The sequence below is a fragment of the Bradyrhizobium sp. ORS 111 genome (genome assembly GCF_045571485.1).
GTDB lineage: Bacteria > Pseudomonadota > Alphaproteobacteria > Rhizobiales > Xanthobacteraceae > Bradyrhizobium.
Genome location: NZ_CP120701.1, coordinates 3021317 through 3043735 on the forward strand (window position 1 = coordinate 3021317; position 22419 = coordinate 3043735).

Below are 22419 nucleotides of genomic sequence, written 5' to 3' on the forward strand. Positions count from 1 at the left end.
TCCAGCGAGCAGGCCATGAATGTTTCGCGGGGCTACCCCCCGTAACTCTGCACCAGGCTGCCGGCGACGAGTGACCAGCCGTCGACCAGCACGAAGAAGATCAGCTTGAACGGCAGCGAGACCACGACCGGCGGCAGCATCATCATGCCCATCGACATCAGTACCGATGCGACCACGAGGTCGATGATCAGGAACGGCAGGAACAGGAGGAAGCCGATCTCGAAGGCGCGCTTCAGCTCGGAAATCATGAAGGCCGGCACCAGGATGCGCAGCGACATCTCGTCCGGTGTCGCCGGGGGCGGTTCGCCGGAGAGGTCCATGAACAGCTTGAGATCCTTCTCGCGCACGTTCTTCTGCATGAAGCCGCGCAGCGGCACCGAGGCGCGCTGCAACGCGTCCTCGACGCCGATCTGGTTGGCGACCAGCGGCTTGATGCCGTCGTCGTAGGACTTCTGCAGCACCGGCCCCATCACGAAGGCGGTGAGGAACATCGCGAGCGCGATCATCACCGAGTTCGGCGGCGCGGTCGCGGTGCCGAGCGCGGTGCGCAGCAGCGACAGCACGACCACGATGCGCGTGAACGACGTCATCATGATCAGGATCGACGGTGCGATCGACAGCACCGTGAGCAGCGCGATGAGCTGGATCGCGCGCTCGGTGACGCCGCCATTGCCGCCACCGAGATTGATGCTGATGTCCTGCGCCATCGCCGGGTCGGCGAACGATCCGGCGGCGATCAGGACAGCGATGAAAAAAACTCTACGCGGGAGGCTCGCCGGCCTCACGAAGGATTCTTCGGGCGGCCGAGCAGCGATGCCATCTCGTCCTCGAGGTTCTCGAACCCGCTCTTTTGCGGCGCCGGAGATGCGGGCGGCTCGCTGCGCTGCGGACGCGCTGGCGGGGCGTCGGGCGCAACCGGCGGCGCGGCGGCTTCGCCGCTGCCGGATGGTCGGCGTAGCGCCGCTTCAAGCCGTTGCGCCATCTCGGCGAGATTGGCGTCGGCGTTCGGCGGCGGAGCCGGAGGTGCCGGCGTCGCGGCCGGTGCAGGCGGCGTCGGTGGTGCCGCCGCGCGATCGGGCGTGCGCAGCGGCGGTGCCTTGGGCGGCTCGGCGGCGCGCGGCGGACGCGGGATCACCGGTTCGGAGCGCGGCAGCCGCGGCGGCATCGGCTCGGTCCGCTCGGGCGTAAGACCGGCCAGCGGGTCAGTGCGACGCTCGGAGGCCGGCGCGGAGCGGCGGACCTCGTCGGCAAAGGACGGGCGGGCCGGGCGCGACGGCAGCTCGGGCAGTTGCGGCTCCACGTGATCGAAATCGGTGCGGGCGATCTCGCTCTCGTTCCAGGCGGCATCCGGCAACGGCGCGACCCGCGGCGGGGCGGAATCGGCTGCGACCGCCGGGCGCGTCGACATCTGATCGCGTCCCGGACTCGCGCGCACGATGTTCGGCTCCACGACGATATCGCTCGGACCGCCGATCATCAGGAGATGCTCGACATTGTCGCGGCGAACCAGCACCAGGCGGCGGCGGCCATCCACCGCGGCGGCATCGATCACAGCCAGTCGCGGCATTCGCCCGCGGTTGGCATTGGCGCCGAGACGGTTTCCTCCGAAGCGGCGGACGAGCCACGCGGCGACGCCGATCAGCGCCAGCACGGCGACAAATGCGAAGACGAATGTAAGTGCCTGCATACTGGAGTCCCCGGCCATGGTGGCCATCCTCAGCTACCGCTATCAGCGAGCGCGAACTGACACTGCGGTTTGCGTGGCGAATCGCGCCCGAGATCCGCCTTATTCCTTAATTCCCCGCGGCTTGCAGCCGACTGTTCTATTAATAGACCAAGAATCGTTTGTCCCAAAACGACTTCTCAGCGCGCCGAACTGGCTTGGTCAGGGCTGGTTAACGCAGCTTTCGTGGCGAAAATGCGCTCGACGGCCGCAATTGGGGCGTTCTCCACGGATCCATCGGCTCTTTTAACCCTCCGTTAACCATACACCGGGCAAATTCTGCCTACTTCTGGGGGCCCAGAGGTTAACGGAACCGCGCCAATGTCCATGAACGACCTCCCGATCCTGTCGGCGTTGCGCACCAAGATGCAGTGGCATCAGGAACGCCAGCGCGTGCTCGCCGAGAACATCGCCAATTCGGACACGCCGAGCTTCCGGCCCCGCGACCTGGTCGGGCCGAAGTTCGACCGGGCCGGTTCCACAATCGGCGGCGGCATGGGGACGCTGGCGATGACTCAGACCACGGCCGCCCACATGGCGGCGTCGGGCGCGCCCGACACGTTCGACAACGACCGCGGCAAGAGCGGCTTCCAGACCCGCCCGGCCGGCAACGCGGTCAATCTCGAAGACCAGATGCTGAAGGTATCGGCCAATCAGATGGACTACGCAGCCGTCACCTCGCTCTACAGCAAAAGCCTGCATCTGTTGAAGACGGCGATCGGCAAGGGCTAGGCCGCCTGAGGGCGGCGGGAGGATGTCATGGCAGATGAGATCAGCGATTTCGCCCGTTCGATGAGCATCGCGACCTCGGGCCTGCGCGCCCAGGCCGGACGGATGCGGGTGATCTCGGAAAATATCGCCAACGCCGATTCGACCGCGCAGACCGCGGGCGGCGATCCCTACCGCCGCAAGGTGCCGACATTCTCCTCCGCGCTCGACCGCACGCTCGATGCCCAGGTGGTGTCGCTCGGCCGGGTGCGCCCCGACCGCTCGGCGTTCCGCATCAAGCATGAGCCGGGCAATCCGGCGGCGGACGCTTCCGGCAACGTCAAATATCCCAACGTCAACGCGCTGGTCGAAATGACCGACATGCGGGACGCCCAGCGCTCCTACGAGGCGAACCTCAACATCATCAGCGCGACGCGGCGGATGATCCAGCGCACGCTCGACATCCTCAAGTCCTGACACAACAAGAACAGCAGGGATCGTAGATCATGGCTTCACCGACAATCGCCGCCAACGCCTACGCCAACTTCGCCAAGATGATGGAGCGGGGTGGGCTTGAGAAGGCCGGCAATCCCGCGGCCGGCCCGTCGTTCGGCGAGCTCGTCAAGGACGCCGTCGGCAGCGTGATGGAGGTCGGCCGGAAATCCGATGCCCAGACCATGGCGATGGCCTCGGGCAAGGCGAATGTGATGGACGTGGTGACCGCGGTTGCGGACACCGACGTTGCGGTATCGACGCTGGTCTCGGTCCGCGACCGGGTGATCCAAGCCTATGAAGACATCATGAAGATGCCGATTTGATTCACCGTCATTCCGGGGCGCGAAGCGAACCCGGAATCTCGAGGTCCCGGGTTCGATGCTTCGCATCGCCCCGGAACGACAAAACAAGGTGCAACAGCGAGAACTCCAAATGACCGGACCCGAAACCCTCGACGTGGCGCGCGATGCGATCTGGACCATCGTGGTGGTGTCGTCACCATTGATGGTGGTCGGCCTCGTGGTCGGCGTGGTGGTGTCGCTGTTCCAGGCGCTGACGCAGATCCAGGAGCAGACTTTGGTGTTCGTGCCGAAGATCCTCGCGATCTTCGTCACACTACTGCTCGCGCTGCCATTCATGGCCGACTCGCTGCACGCCCACATGATGCGGATTTCGTCGCGAATCATCGGCGGATGATGCAGTAATGCTCCGGTCATGCGCATCGACATCTCGCTCCTGCCGGCGCTGGCCGCAACCTTCGTGCTGGTGTTCGCCCGCGTGGGCGCGATGGTGATGCTGCTGCCCGGCTTCGGCGAGACCAACATCCCGGCGCGGGTGAAGCTGTCGATCGCGCTGTTGCTGACGCTGATCATCCTGCCGCTGCATCGCAATGCCTATCATGTCGACGTCACGTCGATCGCCTCGATCGGAGTCCTGATGGTGCATGAGCTCATCATCGGCATCGTGCTCGGCGCGACCGCGCGGGTGACGCTATCGGCGCTCAATGTCGCGGGCTCCATCATCGCCCAGCAGCTCGGCCTCGGCTTCGTCACGGCCGTCGATCCGACCCAGGGACAGCAGGGCCAGATCATCGGCAATTTCCTCACCATCCTCGGCATCACGCTGCTGTTTGCCACCGACACCCACTACCTCGTCATCGCGGCGCTGAGCGAGAGCTATCGCATCTTCTCGCCGGGCGAGGTGATGCCGACCGGCGATGTCGCTTCGCTCGCGACCAGCGCGTTTGCCGCCGCCTTCAAGATCGGCCTGCAATTGTCGGCGCCGTTCCTGGTGTTCGGCCTGGTGTTCAATATCGGCCTTGGCGTGCTGGCGCGGCTGATGCCGCAGATGCAGGTCTATTTCGTCGGCGTGCCGCTCTCGATCATCGTCGGCTTCCTGATCTTCGGCCTCGTGCTCGCGGCGATGATGGGCACCTATCTCGACTACTTCGTCGGCGTCATGCGCCAGCTCGCGCCGATGAACTAGGAGCGGGGATGGCCGAGGATACCGAAGACAAAACAGAAGACCCGACGCAAAAACGTCTCGATGAGGCGCTGGAGAAGGGCGACGTCGTCAAGAGCCAGGAGGTCAACACCTGGTTCGTGATCGCAGGCGCGACGCTGGTGCTGTCGACGTTTTCGGGCTCGATCGGCGGCGGCATCCTGATGCCGCTGCGCAACCTGATCGCCAATTCATGGATGATCCGCGCCGACGGCGCCGGCCTGCTCCAGCTCACCCAATCGCTCGGCTACGCCGTGATTGCGGCGTTCGGCGTGCCGTTCCTGATGCTGGCGCTGGCGGCGATCGCGGGCAACATGATCCAGCATCGCCTCGTGTGGTCAGGCGAGAACCTCAAGCCCAAGCTCTCCAAGATATCGCCGGGCGCCGGATTGAAGCGGCTGTTCGGCAAGCAGGCGGTCGCGAACTTCCTCAAGGGCCTGCTCAAGCTGGTCGCGCTCGGCGCCGTCATGGTCGCGGTGCTGTGGCCCGATCGTTTCCGGATGGAAGCGCTCCTGCACGTCGACCCGGCCGAGCTGTTGCCCGCTGTCGTCGGCACAACGGTGCACCTGATGGCCGCGGTGGTTGCGATCCTCGCGGCGGTCGCGATCGGCGACTACTTCTTCCAGTACCGGACCTGGTACGAGCGTCAGAAGATGTCGCTGCAGGAGATGAAGGAGGAGTTCAAGCAGTCGGAAGGCGACCCGCACGTCAAGGGCAAGATCAAGCAGTTGCGGGTCCAGCGCGCCAAGAAGCGCATGATGGCTCAGGTTCCCAAGGCCTCGGTGATCATCACCAACCCGACCCACTTCTCGGTGGCGCTGGCCTACGACCGCAGCATGTCGGCGCCGGTCTGCGTCGCCAAGGGCGTCGACAATCTGGCCTTCAGGATCAGGGAGATCGCCAAGGAGCACGACATTCCGATCGTGGAGAACGTGCCGCTCGCCCGCGCGCTCTACGCCACCGTCGAGGTCGACCAGGAGATCCCGGCCGAGCACTATCACGCGGTCGCCGAAATCATCGGCTACGTGATGCGGCTGAGGCGCGGATTGTCCGGCCTGCGGTCGTAGAAACCGCCGGTTATCCGCGTGAAATGCGCGTTACTTGCGAAATTGCCGCCTGATGGACTTGGTTTTCGGGTCCGATTCAGGCACTCAGGAGCAGGCGGCCGGGTCCGGACGCCTTCTCGATGCAGCCGAGCCATGTCTCTCCAGATGACTGCCGATTCCAACGATCATCCCGCGACCGAGCCGTTCGTGGCCCATGGACCGGTGCGGCGGGGCGGCAGCATCCTGTTGGTGCTCCTCATCGCCGCTGGTATCGTCGCGGTCGCGGTCTGGCTCATGACCATCGGCCGCAGTCAGGCGCAGCCCTATATTCTCGGCCTGCTGGCGCTGCTCGCGACCTTCGGGCTGTTCAACCTGTTCGCGTTTGCCGCCGGCATCATCCGCTTCTCCGACCGCGCCACCGACGATCCCGTGATGGGGCGCATCGCCGACCACGCGCAGGAGGGGCTGGTCGTCACCGACTCCCGCGGTCACGTGGTCTATTCCAACGCGGCGTATCTCGCGCTGACCGGCGCGGCCGGGCCGCAGGATGTCCGTCCGGTCGAGCGCGTCTTCATCGGCAATCCTGACGTCTCCGAAGCGGTGTTCCGCCTGCTGAAGGCAGCGCGCGAAGGCAAGCGGCAGCAGGAGGAGGTGCGGATCGCCGGCCATGACGGCAGCCAGGGCCGCTGGCTGCGGTTGCGGGTGCGCCCGCTCGGCCAGGGCAAGCGCGACGCGAAATATGCGGTGTGGTCGATCGCCGATATCACGCGCGACCGCGAGCGCCAGGAGGACGTGTTCCAGGAGCTGCGCCATGCCATCGAGTATCTCGATCATGCGCCCTGCGGCTTCTTCTCGGTCAATCCGGCCGGCGAGATCGCCTACGTCAACGCGACGCTGGCCAACTGGCTCGACTACGACCTCGCCGAGATCGGCTCGGGCGGCCTGAAGCTGACCGACATTGTCTCCGGCGACGGCGCGGCGCTATTGACCTCGATCGTGCCAGTGCCGGGCGAGGTCAAGACCGAGGTGTTCGACATCGATCTGCGGATGCGCGGCGGCAAGACCGTGCCGGTGCGGCTCTATCACAAGCTCGCTTTTGGCGCCGATGGCGCGCCGGGCGCCTCGCGCACGCTGGTGATTAGCCGCGCCCGCGACGAGCATTCCGATCCGGAGCGCGCCGCCGAGGTGCGCTTCATGCGCTTCTTCGACCACACGCCGATGGCGATCGCGACCGTCGATCGCGGCGGCAACGTGGTCGGCGCCAATGCCCGCTACGCCAAGCTCGCGCAGGGTCTGAATGGCGAAGGCGGTGCGGCCAAGTCGATCTTCCGCGCGGTCAATCCGCGCGACCGCGGTCTGCTGATCGCCGCGATCAACCAGGCGGCCGAGGGGCAGGGCGATATCCCGCCGGTCGAGGTGATGCTCGACGGGCCCAAGGAGCGCTTCGCGCAGTTCTTCGTCACGTCAGTCGAGAAGAAAGACGAGCGCGACGCCGAGACCGCGATCGTCTACATGCTCGAGACCACCGAGCGGCGCACCCTGGAAAACCAGATCAACCAGTCGCAGAAGATGGAGATGGTCGGCCAGCTCGCCGGCGGCATCGCGCACGACTTCAACAACGTGCTGTCGGCCATCATGATGGCGAACGACTTCCTGCTGAACGCGCACAAGCCGACCGATCCGTCGTTCCAGGACATCATGCAGATCAAGCAGAATGCCACGCGCGCCGCGACGCTGGTGCGGCAACTGCTGGCGTTCTCGCGCCGCCAGACGCTGCGGCCGCAGGTGCTCGATCTCGGCGATGCGCTCTCTGACCTCACCATGCTGCTGCGCCGGCTGATCGGCGAGAAGGTCAAGCTCGACCTCGTGCATGGCCGCGATCTGTGGCCGGTCAAGGTCGACGTCTCCCAGTTCGAGCAGGTGATCGTCAACCTCGCGGTCAACGCACGCGACGCGATGCCCGACGGCGGCAAGCTGATCGTCCGCACCGCCAACGTGCCGACCGAGGAGGCCGCGCAGCTCGCCAACAAGGGCATGCCGGCCGCCGACTATGTGAAGATCGAGATTTCGGACACCGGCACCGGCATTCCGGCCGAGATCATCGACAAGATCTTCGAGCCGTTCTTCTCCACCAAGGAAGTCGGCAAGGGCACCGGCCTCGGCTTGTCCACGGTCTACGGCATCGTCAAGCAGACTGGCGGTTTCATCTATGTGGATTCCAGGCCGGGCGAGGGCACCACATTCCGCATCTACCTGCCGCGGCACCGGCCCGAGCAGGAGGTCGTGCCCGAAGCCCATGCCGGCAACGGCGCGGCGAAGGACGCCGTCGTCGCAGCCGAAGCCGCCAAGCCGAAGCCCGATCTCACCGGGCAGGGCACCATCCTGCTCGTGGAGGACGAAGACGGCCTGCGTTCGCTGAACGCGCGCGGCCTGCGCTCACGCGGCTACAGTGTGATCGAGGCCGCGAACGGCGTCGAGGCGATGGAGGCTTTCGACGAGAAGAACGGCGAGGTCGATCTTGTCGTCTCCGACGTGGTGATGCCGGAGATGGACGGGCCGACGCTGCTCAAGGAGATGCGCAGCCGCAATCCAAGCCTGAAGATCATCTTCGTCTCGGGCTATGCCGAGGACGCGTTCGAGAAGAGCCTGCCCGAGAACCAGCAATTCGCCTTCCTGCCGAAGCCGTTCACGCTGACCCAGTTGGTCGCCGCGGTGAAGGAGACCATGACGCTGCAATAGGATGCGCGCTCGCATCCACAAGGACCATAGTGTCACATCTCCGCGACTGAGGGCCGCAGCCGCGGGTCTCGTTTCCCGCTTCACTTTTACCCGGCCCTGCCCATGTTAAGGGCGCTTCCCCATGCTGGGGAATTCTCTGAGGAACCGAACATGAATTTCTCGCAACGCACGCGTGGAATTGTACGGGCGATCGCCGTCGCGATGGCGTTGGCGCTGCCCGTCGTAATGACCGTTTCGGCGGCCGACGCCCGCGTCGGCGGCGGGGGCTCGCGCGGTTCGCGCACCTTCTCGGCACCGCCGAGCACCAACACCGCGCCGGGCTCGGTCGCACCGATGAACCGCACCTTCAGCCAGCCTGGCAGCCCCAACGTCGGCGCGCCGGCGGCCAACTCGGGCGGCCTGTTCGGCCGTCCCGGCATGGGCCGCGGCCTGCTTGGCGGATTGGCCGCAGGCTTCCTCGGCGCCGGCTTGTTCGGCATGCTGTTCGGCGGCGGCCTGTTCTCCGGTCTCGGCGGCCTGTCCTCGATCCTCGGCCTGTTACTGCAGATCGGTCTGATCGTGCTCGTGGCGCGGCTCGTGATGTCGTGGTGGCAGCGCCGTAACGCTCCGGCCTATGCCAGCGGTCCTGCCGCAGGCGTTGGCCCGCAGCCGAGTTCCCGCTCCGGTTTTGGCTTCGGCCTCGGCGGCGCCTCGAGCGCGCCGGTCGAGATCGCGCCGGCCGACTACGAGACGTTCGAGCGGCTGCTCGGCGAGATCCAGACCGCGTGGTCGAACGAGGACATCGCGAAGCTGCACACGCTCGCGACGCCGGAGATGGTGTCGTACTTCTCGAAGGATCTCGAGGAGAACAAGGCCCGCAACGTCACCAACAAGGTGACCAATGTGAAGCTGCTGCAGGGCGACCTTGCGGAAGCCTGGCGCGAAGGCGACAGCGAATATGCGACAGTCGCGATGCGCTACTCGCTGGTCGATACCATGCGCGATCGCGGCACCGGGCGCCTCGTCGACGGCAGCGAGCAGCCGGAGGAGGTGACGGAGGTCTGGACCTTCGTGCGCCAGCGCGGCGGCTCCTGGGAGCTCTCGGCGATCCAGCAGACCAATTGATCGATTGCCTGGCCATGACGACGCAAGCGCCGCGGCTCGCCCCGCGGCGCTTTTGCTTTGCGCGCTTCACGAGCTCATCGCTCGATTGGAATATCCCGCGCCGCTGCGGGTTGATGTCAGCGAACCACAACAACCATTGGAGGATGACATGAACGTCGTTGCCCGGATCGCCGTTCCCGCTTGTCTTGCGCTTGCCGTGGTTGCGCCGCCGGCGCTGGCGCAGACCGCCGACGCGAGCTTCTTTGTGACCAGCCAGGGCATCGGCAATGGCGGAAATCTCGGTGGATTGGCCGGCGCCGACAATCACTGCCAGACGATGGCGCAGGCGGCGGGATTCGGAGCGCCGAAAACCTGGCACGCTTATCTCTCGACGCAGGCGGCCGACGGTCAGCCTGCGGTGAATGCCCGGGACCGCATCGGCAAGGGGCCGTGGAAGAACGTCAAGGGTATCGTGATTGCGAAGGATGTCGCCGACCTGCACAGCGCCAACAACAATCTCACCAAGCAGACTGCCCTGTCCGAGAAGGGCGAGGTCCTCAATGGTGCCGGTGATACGCCGAACCGCCATGACGTGCTGACGGGATCGCAGGCGGACGGCACCGCGTTTCCCGCCGGTGAGGACCGCACCTGCAAGAACTGGACAAGCAGCACGCAGGGCGCCGCCATGGTCGGGCATTTCGATCGCAAGGGCCTTCGCGACGACGAGCCGTCAAGATCTTGGAACACGTCGCATCCCTCGCGCGGTCCCGACGGCGGCTGCTCGCAGGCCGATCTGAAGAGCACCGGCGGCGACGGCCTGTTGTATTGCTTTGCGGCGAACTGATCACGGACTGGCGCGTTGACGCCTGCGATAGCGCGCCGCAGGTTGCGGGCGCACCGCAATTCGAGGCTTCCGTTCACGCGCTCAGGGATCCTCTCCAAGGATCACTCCCAAGGATCGTCCATGCATTATCAACTCTACTACTGGCCCTCCATCCAGGGCCGCGGCGAATATGTCAGGCTCGCGCTGGAAGATGTTGGCGCTGGTTATACCGACGTTGCGCGCGGCAGGGGCGGCACGGGCGCGATGATGAAGATGATGGAGGGGCAGAAGGGCACGCCGCCGTTTGCGCCGCCGTTCCTCAAGGCCGGCCGTCTCGTGATCGGGCAGACCGCCAACATCCTGCTCTATCTCGGCGCGCGCCACGGCCTGGCGCCGAAGGCCGAGGCGGGAAAGCTCTGGGTGCACCAGCTCCAGCTCACCATTGCCGATTTCGTGGTCGAGATTCACGACACGCATCATCCGCTCGGTCCGTCGCTCTACTATGAGGACCAGAAGGCGCCGGCGAAGAAGCGCACCGACGAGTTCTGGACATCGCGCGTGCCGAAATATCTCGGCTACTTCGAGGATCTGGTGCAGTCCAATGGCGGTGCCTTCGTCACCGGCCGTCGTGCGACTTATGCCGACCTGTCACTGTTCCAGATCGTGGCAGGGCTCCGCTACGCGTTCCCAAAGCGCATGGCGGGATTCGAGAAGAAGGTTCCGCGCCTCGTTGCGCTGCATGACCGTATTGCCGAGCGGCCGAATATCAAGGCGTACCTTGCGAGCAAGCGCCGGATTCCGTTCAACGAGGACGGCATCTTCCGCCGCTACAGGCCGCTGGATTTGTGAGCGGCAGCGCGCGGTCTCCGATCCATCGTCGTGGCCCGGGCTTGACCCGGCCATCCACGTCTTTGTCGCCGCGAAGATAGATGCCTCGAGTCAAGCCCCAGGGCTATCGCATATGCCGCCTTGGGCGGCTGCGCACGTCCTCGGCCTTGTGGTTCGAGACGCGCCGCAAGCGGCGCTCCTCACCATGAGGGTCTACTATTGTGCCGCAAAACAAGACCTCATCCTGAGGAGCCCGCCGAAGGCGGGCGTCTCGAAGGATGGCCAAGGTGCGCTTTTCTCCCAAATGCAATTCCCCTAGGTCAAGCCCGGGCATGACGGAGTGAGAAGCCCGCTATTTGCTCCGCCCGTCCACCGGCGTCATCTCTATCTTCGCTAGATCGATGCCGTCGATGCAGCTCACATTCACCGCCACCATGTCCGACCCGTCGGGTTTCTTGCCGTGGGCAAACACCTCAACGCCGCAATCGATGCAGAACTGGTGACGGATCGCGTGGCGGTTGAAGAGATATTCCTTCAGGTTCTCCTCGCCGGCGCGGAGCTGGAAGCTTGGCGGCGGCAGGAAGGCGAAGTGTAGTCCCTTCTTGGTGCAGATCGAACAATTGCACTCGGTAACAACAGCCATGTCGGTGGTGCATTCGAAGCGGACCTGGCCACAATGGCAGCCGCCCGTATAGGTTTTGCTGTCAGGCATGATGTGTCCTCACCAGAGCCCGGGGATCAGGCGATAACGCACCCGAGTCGCGTAGTCGGCGTAGCCGGGCAATCCTGCCACCAGCGTACGCTCCTCGATCCGGGTGCGCACCGCGAACATCAGGAAGAACACCGGCACGAAGGCAAGGCCCCACCATGTTCCGAGCATCAGCGGCACGCCGATGAAGAACAGCATGACGCTCCCATACATGGGATGCCGCACCACGGCATAGGGACCGGTCGAGATCACGCGATGATCGCGCTCGGGCTGCACCTTCACCACCGGCGCGGCAAAGGAGTTGGTCCGGAACACCCACAGGATCAGCATCATCGAGACGAGATAGAGCACGACGCCAAGCAGCATCAGCGTAACGCCGGCATTGGCGCCGTCGAACCGTCGATCGAGCCCCATCGCGACCAGCCAGATCACGACAAGGGCGATCAGCACCAGCATGAAGTACTTGTCGGCGGCGGGCTGCTCCTCGCGCGCCGTCAAGCGCATGCGTTCGGCAAGTAGCCCGGGATCGACTTTGGCAAGCCACAGGCCGCAGGCCGGGCCGAGCACGGCCGAGACGACGAGATAGGTCCACGCGCCGGGCCATTGCATCGTGCCTGCGGAAGCGAACAGCAATGCGCCCATGCCGACGACGAAGAAGATGTTTTGCAGGAGGACCTTGGTGATCATGGACGGCTCCGAGCGTCTCTCGGCGACCTGATCATCGCACGCTTTCCCGCGAACCATACGACCGCTGCCATCAACTTTCCGATCATCGGAGATGTTCCTCTGTTGACAAAAATATAAGTATGTACTTATATATATTTTCATGACCGGCGCGATGCAGCTCACCAATGTCCTGAAGACCCTCGCGGACCCAACGCGGCGCGCGGTGTTCGAGCGAATCGCGCAGGAAGGAGAGGTGGCCGCGACCGGGCTGGTGCGCGGCTCCAAGGTGTCGCAACCGGCCGTATCGCAGCATCTGCGCGCGCTGCGCGATGCCGGTCTCGTCGCCGAGCGGCGCGATGGTCGGCGCATCCACTATCGCGTTGCGCCGAAGGGGCTCGGCCCGCTGATCGACTGGCTCGGTCACTACCAGACGTTCTGGGCCGAGCGGTTCGAGAACCTCGAGAAACTGTTGAAGGAGACCGAGTGATGAGTGCGAAACATGCGATCATGGTCGAGAAGGCGCTGCCCTATGCACCCGAGACAATCTGGCGGACGCTGACGACCAGCGAACGGATCGCGAAGTGGCTGATGCCGAACGATTTCGTTGCCGCCGTCGGCCACAAGTTCAACTTCCGCACCACGCCGATGGGCGACTGGGACGGCGTCGTGCATTGCGAGGTGCTCGACTGCGATCCGCCGCGCCTGTTGCGCTATTCCTGGAAGGGTGGCGCCGACAGCAATCCCGCCTACGGATCGAAGCTCGACTCGGTCGTGACCTGGACGCTGACGCAGGTCGAGGGCGGCACCCACTTGCGCATGGTGCATGACGGCTTCGTCTTCCCGGGCAACCAGATCGCCTTCGACATGATGAGCCCGGGTTGGGGCAGGGTGCTCGATGGCATCGCGCGCGTCAGTGCCGAAGCCGGAAGCTAGCGCAGCCCGATTCTGGTGAGCCAGACCGCAGTGTTCACTCGCCCTTGCTGCGCCGGACCGTGATCGAAGCTTCGGTCCTGGTGCGCGTGCATTCCAGATTGAGGCGGCGATAGCGCATCGTGATGGTGTTGCCGCGCAGGATGCCCATGCGCTTCAGGCAGCGAGAGGTGCCGGTCATGGTGTCGTCCTTCGGCACGGTGAACACCAGCGCCGTGGCGGAGCCGACCAAGTTGAAGAATTCCGGCTTCATCTTGCGGTCGGTCTTGGCGTAGAGCTCGATCGAGTAGTCCTTGCCGCGGCAGCCGAGCGACAATTCCTTCGCCGCCGGATGCGTCAGGTACGTGATGTTGCCGGCGGAGAAATTGATCTTCAGCCCTTCGATCTGGCCGGCGAGCTGCTTTGCGATATCCGCGCAGGGGTCGGCATGCGCCGGCGCGGCAGCAAAGGCTGCGGCTAGCGCCAGCAGCGCACCTGACAGGGTGGAGCGAATGTTGAACGGCGATCGTCCGGTCATGAATACCCCCGCGGTATGAAATGCGCGAAGGTTCATGCAGGCTCGCGCGCGGCGCGTCAATACGCCGTCAACCTCAGGTAATGTGGCGGACCAGCACATTACGAGGTGCACTTGCCCTCGTGCGCCTTGGACGTCCCGGCCGTCATGCGCTCGCAATCATTGCCATAGGTCTTGCCGTCGCAGCCGCACACGGGCTTGAAGATCTTGTTGCAGAACCTCGGCTTGCGCGTGCAGATGCCGGACCGATCGGCGCGGCCGCATGTCCCGGACCTGAACTGGCAGAACTGGTCGGAGCGGCATTGCAGGCCCGCGATGCCGCCGCAGCGTTGGCCGAGGATGGCGGCGCTGGAGCCCGTCGACACCGCGATTAGCAATGCCAGCGCTGCGAATGAGGCGAACAGCCCTGCCTTCATGATGGCCTCCTTCCGAATTCTGGCGTGCTCGCGGCCGGCAACCAGAGATTACATGGCCGCGAAGGATAGCACACTGATTGCCGTTCCCCGCGCATGGCTGGGGGCAGCCGGCTTCCCTTTCCTTTGTCCGAAAAATGCTTAGAACGGCTCTATGTCGCCGGCGGCCGCCCTGGCCGATGCGGACTTTCGAGCAGACTTGCAGCCCAAAGAGCAGCCCATGAACGCCCCCACCGCCTTTCCCGACCAGCAGAAGCCTGTTCCGCCTTACAAGCATACGCCGCTGTTCCCGCTCGGCGCGGATACCACGCCCTACAAGAAGGTCACGAGCGACGGCGTTCGGGTTGAGAAGGTGCTCGGCAAGGACATGCTGGTGGTGTCGCGCGAAGCGCTGCGGGCGCTCTCGGAGGCCGCGTTCGGCGAGATCAACCATTACCTGCGCCCCGGTCACCTGAAGCAGCTCCGCTCGATCCTCGAGGACAAGGAAGCCAGCGACAACGACAAGTTCGTCGCCTTCGACTTCCTCAAGAACGCCAATATCGCGGCCGGCGGCGTGCTGCCGATGTGCCAAGACACCGGCACCGCGATCATCATGGGCAAGAAGGGCTGCAACGTCATTACCGACGGCGACGACGAGGCCGCGCTCTCCGAAGGCGCGCGCGATGCCTATCTGCGTCGCAATCTGCGCTATTCGCAGGTCGCTCCCTTGTCGATGTATGAGGAGAAGAACACCGCCAACAACATGCCGGCGCAGTGCGAGATTTACGCCGAGGGCGACGACGCCTACAAGTTCATGTTCATGGCCAAAGGTGGCGGAAGCGCCAACAAGAGCTTCCTGTTCCAGGCGACGCCCTCGGTGCTGACCAAGGATCGCCTGCTGGCGTTCCTGAAGGAGAAGGTGCTGACGCTCGGCACCGCGGCGTGCCCGCCCTATCACCTTGCGATCGTGATCGGCGGCACCTCGGCCGAGCTCTGCATGAAGACGGTGAAGCTCGCCTCCGCGCGCTATCTCGATGCGCTGCCGACCCACGGCTCGGCCGACGGCAACGCGTTCCGCGATCTCGAGATGGAGAAGGAAATTCTCAAGATGACGCAGTCGCTGGGCGTCGGCGCGCAGTTCGGCGGCAAGTATTTCTGCCACGACGTGCGCGTGATCCGGATGCCGCGTCACGGCGCCTCGCTGCCGATCGGGCTTGGCGTCTCCTGCTCGGCCGACCGCCAGGTGCTCGGCAAGATCACCAAAGACGGCGTTTATCTCGAGGAGCTCGAGCACAACCCGGCGCAGTATCTGCCCGCGGTCGATCAGTCGCTCGGCGGCGAAGTGGTGAAGATCGATCTCAACAAGCCGATGAAGGAGATCTTGGCGACGCTGTCGCAATATCCGATCAAGACCCGGGTCTCGATGACGGGAACCATGATCGTGGCGCGCGACTCCGCGCATGCCAAGCTGCGCGAGCGGCTGGAGAAAGGCGAGCCGCTGCCGGATTATTTCAAGAACCATCCGGTGTACTACGCTGGTCCCGCCAAGACGCCTGACGGTTATGCGTCCGGCGCGTTCGGCCCGACCACGGCAGGACGCATGGACTCCTTCGTCGACCAATTCCAGGCCGCGGGCGGATCGATGGTGATGGTCGCCAAGGGCAACCGCGCGGTCGCGGTACGCGAGGCCTGCAAGAAGCACGGCGGCTTCTATCTCGGCTCGATCGGCGGCGCCGCGGCGAATCTCGCCGAGCACTGCATCAAGAAGGTCGAGGTGGTCGAATATCCCGAGCTCGGCATGGAGGCGATCTGGCGCATCGAGGTGGTCGACTTCCCGGCCTTCATCATCATCGATGACAAGGGCAACGACTTCTTCAAGGAGCTGAACCTGGGTTGAGGGTCACAGGCCTCGATGGGTTCTCCAGAGGTTGGGTCGCCGTCACGATCGACGGCGACCGGCGGAGTCTTTCATTCCACGCTGACGTCGCGGACGCGCTGGCGGCTCCGTTCGATCGTGCCGGCATCGATATTCCGATCGGCATGACCGACGACGGCGCGCGCGCTTGCGATCGGCTGGCGCGCGAGAGGCTGCGGCCGCACGGCTCGCGCGTCTTCACCGGAGCGCGGCGCTGGCTCTGGCAGGAGTTTCGCGATCCCGACAAGGCGAACGAGGACGCGCTGCGCCGTGGCGAGACGCGCATCTCGCGGCAGCTTTGGCACATCGGGATCAAGATCATGGAGGTCGACGCCTTCATGCGCGCAAATCGCACGCGCGACATCCGCGAGGTTCATCCCGAGCTGGTGTTCTTGCGGTTGAATGGCGGCAAGCCGCTGCCGCGTAAGAAGTCCGAAGAGGGCGATGCCCTTCGCCGCAAGCTGCTCAAGCAGGAGGGCTTTCGCGAGATCGATCAGTGGCTCGGCGACGGGCGGATCGGCAGCGGCGCAAAGCGCGATGACGTGCTGGATGCGTGCGCCGTTGCGATCGCCGCACATGAGCCTCACGGCTGCGTTCCCGAGGGGACGCCGCTTAGCGACGCCTGCGGCCTGCCGATGCAGATATGGTTCTAGCGCGGGCGCCCATCGCAGCACTCCAGCCGAGCGTGCGCCGAATACAATGAAGGCCGCGCCGGTGATCGGCGCGACCCTCACGTGTGACGGAGTGTCTGATGACTCAGGCGCGGGTGCCGGTGAACGGGAAGTTGCCCATCGGGCCGATGCCCATCTCGCCAGAGATGCTGTCACCGGTGACCTTGCCGCTGAAGTCGAGCGTCAGCGGCATCGGGTTGGTGATCGAAACCTTCCAGGCGACGTCGTCACCGTTCACGGTGCCGTCGAAGATGTCGGTGGAATTGCCTTCGGCGCCCTGCGTGCCCGTGAGCGTGCCGCCGGCGGCCTTCAGCGACAGCGTCGCCTTGCGCTCGCCCATCGGCGTCGTCATGGTGAGATTCCAGTTTCCGTCCACCGCCATTGATGTCTCCCCTCGAGATGAAAGCGTGCGGGGCGGTATAACCCATCTCGCCACGCAAGCCTAACCCTTTGAGCCTGCGGCGATCAGGCGCGGGCGGCGGCGCGCAGCCGGTTCGTGATCAGGACGCGGAAGGCGAGATACTGGATCGCGAAGGCAGCGATCTTGGCGCCGGCCGCAACCACGGTCACATAGGTCGCCCATAGCTTCATGTCGCCGGTCGCCGCGACGGCGATGGTGCCAGCGCCGAGGGCGAACATCAGCACGGCCCAGGCGTAGCCTGCGGCGGTGACATATTCCGGTATCACCTCGACGACCCGCGGAGGCATGTAGCGCAGCATCCAGCCGCGCTTGAGCATGATGGCCCCGATCGCGACATGCGCGATGGCGGGCTTGGCGAGCACGAAGCGGGGATCGCTCGTCAGCAGCGTCGCGGTACCGAGCACGATGACAAGCGCGAGGCTCGCCCAGGTCATGAAGCCGAGCGTCTCACCCTTGATTCGCGAATAGACCGCCTGTGCGATCGCGCCAGCGATCGCAACGCCGGTGGCGAGCAGCACATTGTCGGTGGCGAGGTAGACCACCAGGAACACGATGGTGGAGAGAAAATCGCTCGCGAGCTTGGTCAATACGCTCTTCATCGTCGTGCCTTCCGTTTCCTCTGGCGCTTGATCGTTGTGGTGGTGCGCTCGTCGCGTCGTGTGGCGTCAGTTCTGGTTCACTCGGAACCGAAATGTTTATGGTGAGGGCAGGGCGTTGGCCGGGTGCGCGCGGTCCCTGGCCTTGCGATATTCCGGATACCATTTGGTGAAGTAGATTGCGCTGTTGCGCACGGCGAAAGCCATCAGCAGGCCCGACCACAGCGGCAAGCCGGGCACGTAGAGCACGGCCATGTTGCCGATCGCCATCAGCAGGAATGCGCCGGTCCAAGTCCAGGTGAGCAGGTAGTTGGTGGGCACGAAGCCGGGATGCTGCATGGTCTCTGGGTCGACCATTTCCCGCGCATATTGCAGCGTGAAGGGGTGGCGGAATGCGATCGACAGCAACGCCACCGAGAGCAGGCCAGCGTTCACGGCGAAGCTCACCGCGTTGATGCTGAGTGTCGCATCGATGAAGGTGAGATAGCAGCCGATCGCGGTGAACACGGCGACCGAGCCGACGGTGAGGATCTTGATCGTGCGGCCGCGCGCTATGTCGAAGGCGATCACGGCAAGGCAGATCAGGGCGGCGCAGAATAGGCTCACGGTGGCCGACGTCAGTAGCGACAGCACGGCGAGGACGCCGTAGGGAGCGAGGATCAGGAAGATCGTCATGAGCCGCCTCAAAGGCCAATCTTTACATCGTAAAGATAGCCTATGGGTTGATCACGAGGTCGTCAAGCGAAATCTTTACAGTGTCAAAATCGTGAAGGGATGTGCAGAAGGGCCGGGGATCAGCGGCGTGGCGGCAATAAGCCGGACGGCGTCAAGGACGCCGCCCCTGTTCGATGTCGCGACCGTCCAGAGTGTTACTCCGCCCCGACCCAGTTGCCGTGGAATCCATCCGGTACGCGGTGGCCGAGATGCACCAGCGCCGCAGGTCCGGCTTCGACATCGGTCGCGTTGAACAAGGCGAGGTCGCTGCGGTTCTCGCGCGCGCGCCAGACCACGGCGAGCAGCCAGCCGTCGCCCTCGGCGGCGTCAGGGCCGCGCTCGACGAACACCGGCTCGGAGATCGTGTCGCCGGCCGGCAGTAGATAGTGGCCGCGCCGCTTGCCTTTGCCGTCGACATGGACGATGCCCGACAGCGCGCCGAACATCGGCAGATCGGGATTGGCGCAGGCGTACCAGCCGTGATGGCTCGTCATGCCGGCACGGCGGTCGTCGACGCGGGGGAATTCGCCGGTGAGGTCGTCGAGATAGGTCTGCATGAAGTAGTCGGTGTTGCCATCGAGATCGAAAGTCCAGCGGCAATAGCGCGCGCGGTTCTTCTTCGGATCGGTCGGCGAGCCGTCGGGATGGTTGAACAGCGGCGCCTCCTCGAACTGCATCACGTCGGCGATAATGCGATTTCCCTCTTCCCACGCATTCATGACGTGAAAGACGTAGCAGGTCTCGGCACGGAACCAGACGATGTCCTTCGACGCGCCGCTGCGCTTCATTACGCCGACATAGGCGCCTTTCTCCGGCTCCCAGGCGTAAGCCGCCTGTCCGCGCATGGCGCGTTGCATGCTCCCGGTGATCGGGAGGATCGGAAACAGCACGTGGTTCTCGGTAACGATGAAGTCGTGCACCATGCTGGCATAGGGCGCCTCAAAGCGCTCGAACCGCGTCACCACGCCGGATGAATTGACCGCGCCGTACGACAGCGCCGGCGTCAGCGGGCCCGCGGCGTTGTAACCGAAGAACACCAGTTCGCCGGTTGCGGGATCGATCTTGGGGTGCGCGGTGAAGGGACCCGAGATCGCGCCCTTGTAGTCGCAATAGCCCAGGCAATTGAGCGTACCCGGCTCGATCTCGGTCGGCAGATGGCCTTCCTCGAGCGCGAGCAGGCGGCCTGCGTGGAAGATGATGTTGGTGTTGGCGACACCGCCATCTGTCGTCGTGGTGGCGGGCGCGTCCGCGAGCTTGCGGCCGAAGCCGCCGAACAACGCGCGGCCGGCGTCGTGCTCGGCCTGCCATTTCGGTGTGCGAACCCAGCGGTTGCGGTAGCTGGCGCGGCCGTTCTCGAGATGGAAGGCGTGCAGCATGCCGTCGCCGACGAACCAGTGCGCACCCGGCGCATCGAACTGCGGGTTGGGGCCGTTGCGATAGAGCGTGCCGTTCAGCTCGCGCGGCAGGTCGCCCGTGATCTTCAGGAACGGCGCATCAGCTTCAAAGGGGATCGGCGCCAGATTGGTTCGCGCCGCATTTGACGTCACCTGGTCAAGCATCTTACGCCTCCTCCATTTTATCTTTACATCGTAAAGATATTGATAGGAGCGAGCCCCGCGAGCGTCAAGCAAAATCTTTACACTGTCAAAATCGCGTCATATAAGAGCGCCATGGCTAGATTCTCCAAGGAAAACAAGGCGAGCCGACCGGCGCCGAGCGTTGCGCGGCGGGCCGGCCGCGTTGCGGCCGATCGTCCCGCCCCACGGCGACGTGCGGGCGACACGCCCTATCATCACGGCGATCTGCACGAGGCGCTGTTGAAGGCCGCCGAGCTGGTGCTCGAGCGCGACGGGCTGGCAGGCCTGACGCTGCGCGCGGTGGCGCGCGAAGCCGGCGTATCTCACGCCGCGCCGACACATCACTTCGGCGATCTCACCGGGCTCGTCAGTGAGCTAGCCGCGATCGGCTTCCGCCAGTTCAACGAGGCGATGATCGCCGCCGGCGCGACCGGCTCAACGCCGAACGAGAAGGGGCTGGCACGCGCCAAGGCTTACATCGCCTATGCGCAGGCGCATCCCGGCATGTACGGGCTGATGTTCCGCACCGAGCGGCTCGACATGAAGCGGCCGTCGCTGCATGAGGCAGCCAATGCCTCGTTCGCCGGGCTCGCCGGCTCGATCGGCGAAAGCCGTCACGAGCAGATCCAGGAAACGGCGCTGTCGCTCGAACAGGCCGCGGCGATCGTGCGGGCCTGGTCGCTGGTCCATGGCTTCACCATGCTGTTGCTCGACGGACGGTTGACCGACGTGCTCAGCCGGATGCCGCCCGGCAGCACACTCGACATGTTGTTCGAGGCGATGCTGAAGGGATCTGTCAGCAAGGCGCCTGGCTGTTAGCGGCGCGCTTCTAGCGCCTGATCAGCGCGGTGCTCCGGCCGCTCTGGCCGATCGTCTTCACCTCATCTTCGCCGCACTTGAAACCGCGGGCGAACTCATCGGCGGCCCGCCGCGCCAGCTCGTTGGCATCGGGATTGGCCGCGACATCGACATAGGCCACGTGACAGACCGCGCCGGGCGGCAGCCGCGTCACGGCGAGCATCGCCCGGTTTTTGGGGCTGCCGCCCTTGTCCTGTTCGCCGTTGTCGGCGATCAGCCAGCGCTGGATGATGGCGAACGGCTTGCCGTCGGCCGCGCGCCACTCGACGGTATCGCGGGTCGAGCTGAATGGGCCGAACCAAGCTTGCGCGGCCGGTTCCTTGGCCGCCGCCTCGCGGTTCCGGCCGACCGAGACCACTTCGCGCAGATCGCCCTCGTTGATCAGCACCACAAACCCGGACTTTCCCGGACAGACCCGGCTCGCACTGCCGTCCTCGTCGTTGGGCTTGCCGATCATGCGGCAATCCTTCGGCGCGGTCGAGGTATAGACGCTATCGATCGTTTCGGCGCCAGCCTGGTCAGCATTGATGCTGATGAGCGCCACAACGGCTGTTGCAAATGTCAGGTATTTCATCGGGAAACGCTGCGATCCGGACCTACTTGTGTGTCTGACATGTACAATCTGGGGAAGGTTCAAGAGACACGTGGGAAAGGCCTGACAGGGGCGCGGAATCGTCCTAGAAGGGCGGCTTCGCCAGTTCCATCGCCTGCGCCTTGCGTGCCGTAGCCTCGATCATCATGCCCACGATATCACCGAACAAGCCCTATCGCGTCGGCCGGTCCCGCACCGGACTTGGCCTCTTCGCCACCAAGCCGATCAAGAAGGGCACCAAGATCATCCGCTATTTCGGACCACTGCTGGACTCGAAAAAGAAGGATGAGGACGCAATCGAGAACAAATATCTGTTCGAGCTGACCAATCGCTGGACCATCGACGGATCGATCCGCGAGAACATCGCCCGCTACATCAACCACGCCTGCAGGCCGAACGCGGAATCCGACGTCAAGCCGCGCAAGCGCAAGGTGTTCATCCGTGCCATCAAGAACATCGAGCCGGGTGAAGAGATCAACTACGACTACGGCACCGACTATTTCAAAGCCTATCTGAAGCCGATCGGCTGCAAGTGCGATGCCTGCGAGAAGAAGCGCAAGAAGAAGCGCGCCGAGGCAAGGGCGGAGCGGATCCGCCTCAAGGAGAAGGCCGAGCGGAAAGCAAAGCGCAAGGCCGAGAAGGTCGCCAAGGAGAACGCCAAAACGCGGGCGAAGGCGAATAATGCCAAGGCCAACGGCAAGACACTAAACGGCAAGCAGCTGAATGGTCACAGCCTGACAAAGGCGGCGGGCAAGAAAGTGGCCGCCTCGAAGCGCGGCGCCGCGCGGGCGCTGCAAGCCTGATCTTCGGAACGGGCCTAAAGCATGATGGGGACTAGGTTGACCTGAAACAGCGTCGGAGTTCACCTCTCCCTTGGGAGAGGTCGATTTGCGCAGCAAATCGGGTGAGGGGTTACGGT

Annotated in this window: 27 protein-coding genes; 16 read left to right on the forward strand and 11 right to left on the reverse strand. The window is 64.6% G+C overall.

Translation table 11 applies throughout. The annotated features are described in order from the left end of the window. Nucleotides 1–32 precede the first annotated feature (32 nt). Together fliP and P6U30_RS13755 are read right to left on the reverse strand one after the other, a co-directional pair. Entirely contained in the window at nt 33–785 is a 753-nt protein-coding gene (fliP, locus tag P6U30_RS13750; RefSeq protein WP_407151579.1) for a flagellar type III secretion system pore protein FliP, read from the reverse strand. Next, complete coding sequence (locus tag P6U30_RS13755) at nt 782–1687, reverse strand: flagellar biosynthetic protein FliO (RefSeq protein WP_407169535.1); 906 nt, start codon at nt 1685–1687, stop codon at nt 782–784. Before P6U30_RS13755 ends, fliP begins: the two co-directional genes overlap by 4 nt. A 357-nt stretch (nt 1688–2044) precedes the next feature. On the opposite strand from P6U30_RS13755, the gene flgB reads away from it, so the two are divergent. The 10 genes from flgB to P6U30_RS13805 all read left to right on the forward strand — a co-directional run bounded on the left by flgB (nt 2045) and on the right by P6U30_RS13805 (nt 10966). Beyond that, nucleotides 2045–2455: a flagellar basal body rod protein FlgB gene (gene flgB, locus P6U30_RS13760; RefSeq protein WP_407169536.1), complete on the forward strand. Its 411-nt coding sequence runs from the start codon at nt 2045–2047 to the stop codon at nt 2453–2455. 27 nt (nt 2456–2482) lie between these two features. After that, entirely contained in the window at nt 2483–2908 is a 426-nt protein-coding gene (flgC, locus tag P6U30_RS13765; RefSeq protein ID WP_407151582.1) for a flagellar basal body rod protein FlgC, read from the forward strand. A gap of 29 nt (nt 2909–2937) precedes the next feature. Next, nucleotides 2938–3249 carry a flagellar hook-basal body complex protein FliE gene (gene fliE, locus P6U30_RS13770; protein ID WP_407169537.1) on the forward strand — a complete coding sequence of 104 codons (312 nt, stop codon included), beginning with the start codon at nt 2938–2940 and terminating at the stop codon, nt 3247–3249. Nucleotides 3250–3358: 109 nt separating this feature from the next. Beyond that, a complete protein-coding gene (gene fliQ / locus P6U30_RS13775; protein ID WP_066514213.1) occupies nt 3359–3622 on the forward strand; it encodes a flagellar biosynthesis protein FliQ in 264 nt (87 codons plus the stop codon). Between the two features lie 18 nt (nt 3623–3640). After that, a complete protein-coding gene (gene fliR / locus P6U30_RS13780; RefSeq protein WP_407169538.1) occupies nt 3641–4411 on the forward strand; it encodes a flagellar biosynthetic protein FliR in 771 nt (256 codons plus the stop codon). An 8-nt stretch (nt 4412–4419) separates the two neighbouring features. After that, the gene (gene flhB / locus P6U30_RS13785) at nt 4420–5493 is read left to right on the forward strand and encodes a flagellar biosynthesis protein FlhB (protein WP_407169539.1); all 1074 of its coding nucleotides are present in this window, start codon (nt 4420–4422) and stop codon (nt 5491–5493) included. A gap of 144 nt (nt 5494–5637) precedes the next feature. Beyond that, nucleotides 5638–8211, forward strand: coding sequence for a cell cycle histidine kinase CckA (cckA, locus tag P6U30_RS13790; protein ID WP_407169540.1), 2574 nt, complete (start codon nt 5638–5640; stop codon nt 8209–8211). 150 nt (nt 8212–8361) lie between these two features. Continuing rightward, complete coding sequence (locus tag P6U30_RS13795) at nt 8362–9315, forward strand: Tim44 domain-containing protein (protein ID WP_407169541.1); 954 nt, start codon at nt 8362–8364, stop codon at nt 9313–9315. Nucleotides 9316–9463: 148 nt separating this feature from the next. Further along, nucleotides 9464–10138, forward strand: a complete 675-nt coding sequence (locus P6U30_RS13800; protein WP_407169542.1) for a lectin — start codon at nt 9464–9466, stop codon at nt 10136–10138. A gap of 120 nt (nt 10139–10258) precedes the next feature. Further along, on the forward strand, nt 10259–10966 hold the full coding sequence (locus P6U30_RS13805; RefSeq protein ID WP_407169543.1) for a glutathione S-transferase: 708 nt from the start codon (nt 10259–10261) through the stop codon (nt 10964–10966). 331 nt (nt 10967–11297) lie between these two features. Here the strand turns inward: P6U30_RS13805 and P6U30_RS13810 are convergent, their stop codons facing one another. Together P6U30_RS13810 and P6U30_RS13815 are read right to left on the reverse strand one after the other, a co-directional pair. Continuing rightward, nucleotides 11298–11657, reverse strand: coding sequence for a GFA family protein (locus tag P6U30_RS13810; protein WP_407169544.1), 360 nt, complete (start codon nt 11655–11657; stop codon nt 11298–11300). Nucleotides 11658–11666: 9 nt separating this feature from the next. After that, nucleotides 11667–12341: a methyltransferase family protein gene (locus P6U30_RS13815; RefSeq protein ID WP_407169545.1), complete on the reverse strand. Its 675-nt coding sequence runs from the start codon at nt 12339–12341 to the stop codon at nt 11667–11669. 139 nt (nt 12342–12480) lie between these two features. Between P6U30_RS13815 and P6U30_RS13820 the strand changes: the two genes are divergently transcribed. Together P6U30_RS13820 and P6U30_RS13825 are read left to right on the forward strand one after the other, a co-directional pair. Further along, complete coding sequence (locus P6U30_RS13820; RefSeq protein WP_407169546.1) at nt 12481–12807, forward strand: ArsR/SmtB family transcription factor; 327 nt, start codon at nt 12481–12483, stop codon at nt 12805–12807. Then, nucleotides 12807–13253, forward strand: a complete 447-nt coding sequence (locus P6U30_RS13825) for an SRPBCC family protein (RefSeq protein ID WP_407169547.1) — start codon at nt 12807–12809, stop codon at nt 13251–13253. The genes P6U30_RS13820 and P6U30_RS13825 overlap by 1 nt, the downstream gene beginning before the upstream one ends. Nucleotides 13254–13287: 34 nt before the next feature. On the opposite strand, the gene P6U30_RS13830 is transcribed toward P6U30_RS13825, so the two are convergent. Then, nucleotides 13288–13767, reverse strand: coding sequence for a hypothetical protein (locus P6U30_RS13830; protein WP_407169548.1), 480 nt, complete (start codon nt 13765–13767; stop codon nt 13288–13290). Between the two features lie 98 nt (nt 13768–13865). Next, entirely contained in the window at nt 13866–14180 is a 315-nt protein-coding gene (locus P6U30_RS13835) for a hypothetical protein (protein ID WP_407169549.1), read from the reverse strand. Between the two features lie 217 nt (nt 14181–14397). Here P6U30_RS13835 and P6U30_RS13840 point away from each other — a divergent pair, with 217 nt between their 5' ends. Both P6U30_RS13840 and P6U30_RS13845 read left to right on the forward strand, forming a co-directional pair. Next, a complete protein-coding gene (locus tag P6U30_RS13840; RefSeq protein ID WP_407169550.1) occupies nt 14398–16053 on the forward strand; it encodes a fumarate hydratase in 1656 nt (551 codons plus the stop codon). Beyond that, the gene (locus P6U30_RS13845; protein WP_407169551.1) at nt 16050–16724 is read left to right on the forward strand and encodes a DUF429 domain-containing protein; all 675 of its coding nucleotides are present in this window, start codon (nt 16050–16052) and stop codon (nt 16722–16724) included. The genes P6U30_RS13840 and P6U30_RS13845 overlap by 4 nt, the downstream gene beginning before the upstream one ends. A 103-nt stretch (nt 16725–16827) precedes the next feature. On the opposite strand, the gene P6U30_RS13850 is transcribed toward P6U30_RS13845, so the two are convergent. The 4 genes from P6U30_RS13850 to P6U30_RS13865 form a co-directional block, all read right to left on the reverse strand. Beyond that, nucleotides 16828–17124 (reverse strand): hypothetical protein, encoded by a 297-nt coding sequence (locus P6U30_RS13850; protein WP_407169552.1) that lies wholly within the window; start codon nt 17122–17124, stop codon nt 16828–16830. Between the two features lie 83 nt (nt 17125–17207). Further along, a complete protein-coding gene (locus P6U30_RS13855; RefSeq protein WP_407169553.1) occupies nt 17208–17762 on the reverse strand; it encodes an inner membrane-spanning protein YciB in 555 nt (184 codons plus the stop codon). A 96-nt stretch (nt 17763–17858) separates the two neighbouring features. Then, complete coding sequence (locus P6U30_RS13860; protein WP_407169554.1) at nt 17859–18434, reverse strand: hypothetical protein; 576 nt, start codon at nt 18432–18434, stop codon at nt 17859–17861. Between the two features lie 194 nt (nt 18435–18628). Beyond that, the gene (locus P6U30_RS13865) at nt 18629–20032 is read right to left on the reverse strand and encodes a carotenoid oxygenase family protein (RefSeq protein WP_407169555.1); all 1404 of its coding nucleotides are present in this window, start codon (nt 20030–20032) and stop codon (nt 18629–18631) included. Between the two features lie 111 nt (nt 20033–20143). Between P6U30_RS13865 and P6U30_RS13870 the strand changes: the two genes are divergently transcribed. Further along, on the forward strand, nt 20144–20869 hold the full coding sequence (locus P6U30_RS13870; protein WP_407169556.1) for a TetR/AcrR family transcriptional regulator: 726 nt from the start codon (nt 20144–20146) through the stop codon (nt 20867–20869). Between the two features lie 10 nt (nt 20870–20879). Here P6U30_RS13870 and P6U30_RS13875 read toward each other — a convergent pair whose 3' ends face one another. Continuing rightward, nucleotides 20880–21482 carry a hypothetical protein gene (locus tag P6U30_RS13875; protein WP_407169557.1) on the reverse strand — a complete coding sequence of 201 codons (603 nt, stop codon included), beginning with the start codon at nt 21480–21482 and terminating at the stop codon, nt 20880–20882. Nucleotides 21483–21646: 164 nt separating this feature from the next. Here P6U30_RS13875 and P6U30_RS13880 point away from each other — a divergent pair, with 164 nt between their 5' ends. Next, nucleotides 21647–22303 (forward strand): SET domain-containing protein-lysine N-methyltransferase, encoded by a 657-nt coding sequence (locus tag P6U30_RS13880; RefSeq protein ID WP_407169558.1) that lies wholly within the window; start codon nt 21647–21649, stop codon nt 22301–22303. The last annotated feature ends 116 nt before the right edge of the window (nt 22304–22419 follow it).